This window comes from Mesorhizobium sp. M0676, from assembly GCF_040320535.1.
Classification (GTDB): Bacteria; Pseudomonadota; Alphaproteobacteria; order Rhizobiales; family Rhizobiaceae; genus Mesorhizobium.
Genome location: NZ_JAMYPU010000001.1, coordinates 150001 through 152500 on the forward strand (window position 1 = coordinate 150001; position 2500 = coordinate 152500).

At 57.6% G+C, this 2500-nt stretch carries 2 protein-coding genes, 1 tRNA gene and 2 rRNA genes (1 of these 5 cut by a window edge); 4 read left to right on the top strand and 1 reads right to left on the bottom strand.

The features are described 5' to 3' along the window. From NKI35_RS00735 to NKI35_RS00750, 4 genes are all read left to right on the top strand, one after another. A 23S ribosomal RNA gene (locus tag NKI35_RS00735) occupies positions 1-881 on the top strand (it extends 1920 nt beyond the left edge of the window). 203 nt (positions 882-1084) lie between these two features. After that, positions 1085-1199: ribosomal RNA gene (rrf, locus tag NKI35_RS00740) — 5S ribosomal RNA — on the top strand. A gap of 258 nt (positions 1200-1457) precedes the next feature. After that, a tRNA-Met gene (locus NKI35_RS00745) sits at positions 1458-1534 on the top strand. 45 nt (positions 1535-1579) lie between these two features. After that, positions 1580-1957, top strand: coding sequence for a hypothetical protein (locus tag NKI35_RS00750; RefSeq protein WP_352738069.1), 378 nt, complete (start codon positions 1580-1582; stop codon positions 1955-1957). A gap of 179 nt (positions 1958-2136) precedes the next feature. On the opposite strand, the gene NKI35_RS00755 is transcribed toward NKI35_RS00750, so the two are convergent. Further along, on the bottom strand, positions 2137-2343 hold the full coding sequence (locus tag NKI35_RS00755) for a hypothetical protein (RefSeq protein ID WP_155923365.1): 207 nt from the start codon (positions 2341-2343) through the stop codon (positions 2137-2139). Positions 2344-2500 lie beyond the last annotated feature (157 nt).

Genomic DNA, 2500 nt, shown 5'->3' on the forward strand with positions numbered 1-2500 from the left:
CTCAGTGAAATTGAATTCCCCGTGAAGATGCGGGGTTCCTGCGGTTAGACGGAAAGACCCCGTGCACCTTTACTATAGCTTTACATTGGCATTCGTAGTGGCATGTGTAGGATAGGTGGTAGGCTTTGAAACCTGGGCGCCAGCTCAGGTGGAGCCACCCTTGAAATACCACCCTTATTACTATGGATGTCTAACCGCGGCCCGTTATCCGGGTCCGGGACAATGTATGGTGGGTAGTTTGACTGGGGCGGTCGCCTCCTAAAGAGTAACGGAGGCGCGCGATGGTGGGCTCAGAACGGTCGGAAATCGTTCGCTGAGTGCAATGGCATAAGCCTGCCTGACTGCGAGACTGACAAGTCGAGCAGAGACGAAAGTCGGTCATAGTGATCCGGTGGTCCCGCGTGGAAGGGCCATCGCTCAACGGATAAAAGGTACGCCGGGGATAACAGGCTGATGACCCCCAAGAGTCCATATCGACGGGGTTGTTTGGCACCTCGATGTCGACTCATCGCATCCTGGGGCTGGAGCAGGTCCCAAGGGTATGGCTGTTCGCCATTTAAAGCGGTACGTGAGTTGGGTTCAGAACGTCGTGAGACAGTTCGGTCCCTATCTGCCGTGGGTGTAGGAATATTGAAAGGATCTGTCCCTAGTACGAGAGGACCGGGATGGACGGATCTCTGGTGGACCTGTTGTGGCGCCAGCCGCATAGCAGGGTAGCTATATCCGGACGGGATAACCGCTGAAGGCATCTAAGCGGGAAACCCACCTTAAAACGAGTATTCCCTGAGAACCGTGGAAGACGACCACGTTGATAGGCCGGGTGTGGAAGAGCGGCAACGCTTGAAGCTTACCGGTACTAATAGTTCGATCGGCTTGATCGTTCTCATTCCTTATGCTCATCGTGAAACACGATGATCTGACCAGCGCTCACGCATGAGCGGCCCTTACAGGGCCTATGCTCCGCGAGGGCGCCGGAAAACCGGCGACGCGCAGTCGCGCTTGCGGGCTTACGCCCGTAAGCAAAACACAAACGTCGCCTTGGCACGAAAAAAACAGCTTCTCGATATAACGTGCGTTTTGCCGACCTGGTGGTTATGGCGGAGCGGCTGCACCCGATCCCATTCCGAACTCGGCCGTGAAACGCTCCAGCGCTGATGGTACTTCGTCTCAAGACGCGGGAGAGTAGGTCGCTGCCAGGTCTGCAAAACGCACGTTGAACTCTCATCCGCAAACCGGATGAAACTGAAATCTTCTCTCTACGAAAAGGCCCGCCAAGGGATCACGGGCCGCGCAAGCGGCCCTTTCATTTGGTCAGCCATATACCTATCTGTAAGCCATCCTGTTCATAGGCCCAGGCTTACGTCCAGATAAGCAAGCAAACGCTTGCTTCAGATCCGGAGCAGGCAAGAGCTTGCCCTGGAGAGTCCGGAGCAAGCAAGAGCTTGCCCTGGAGGTGACGCGGGGTGGAGCAGCCCGGTAGCTCGTCAGGCTCATAACCTGAAGGTCACAGGTTCAAATCCTGTCCCCGCAACCAACATCAAAAACAGCCCGCTTCACGCGGGCTTTTTGCGTTCGGACCGTGATCGATGGCGATTTTAACCTGCACCAGGGGTCGGAAGCAGGCGAAGCCGACGCCGTGGGACAGAAAAGCCAAATCATGACCCCCAACCGCCCGCAGCTCGCAGGCCTTTTTGTTATTCGGCACCTTTGCCCACGCGAAGCCGGTTGGCTCCCGGCTCTGTCAGCGCGGCAACCGCCACGCGCCGGCGCGATGGTGACCGGACGCTTTGGACCCTGCAAAACCAGGCGACGAACCATTCTCTCGCCATCAGATCTTGGAAAACGAACCGTGATCGTGCGCTTCCAATCATTGCTATTATTGCTACCGGGCTTGATCGGCGCCATAATCTTCCAGGAGGTTGCCGTGCCCGACTACGCTCTGAACGAACCACTATGAGAGCTTCATCAGGAAGCAGCTCGAATCAGGCCGCTACAACAATGCCTGAGATGTTCGCGCCGGCCTAAGCGGGAGAGATGGCTGCGCGAGGAGGTTCCGGCGCGCCTGACCGAGCTCCGGCAGGATCCGGCTAAGGGCATCCCTGTCGAGACGGTTTTTTCGCGACTCGAGGCGCGTCATCACGCGAAGCAGGCGAAAGCCAAATAGGCAATGGAGTACCGCATTGTCTTCCACCCCAAGGCGGAACTGAACTCGGCCAGTTCTATGACGACGTAGCCGACCCGTGCGTCGCCGGCGATCGCTTGGAATTTCGTTGTCGGCATCCGCGACCATTGCCTGAGCGTGTCGACTTTTCCACAGTGCGGCACAGAGCGGGTCGAGATCATGCCTGGTCCGCGGATCATCAGCTGGCGACGTGCCGTCAGCATTGCTTTCGCAGTCGATGCCGAACGGGTCTGGTCCTGGGTATTTTTTCGCCGGCCGCAACATCACGGCGGAATTGCGGAAGGCCGGCTCTGAAGCGCTGCTTAGGCTGGCGTGGGG

Coding starts and splice junctions, on each gene's coding strand:
- NKI35_RS00755 (WP_155923365.1), bottom strand. CDS start 2,343: ATGATCTCGACCCGCTCTGTGCCGCACTGTGGAAAAGTCGACACGCTC.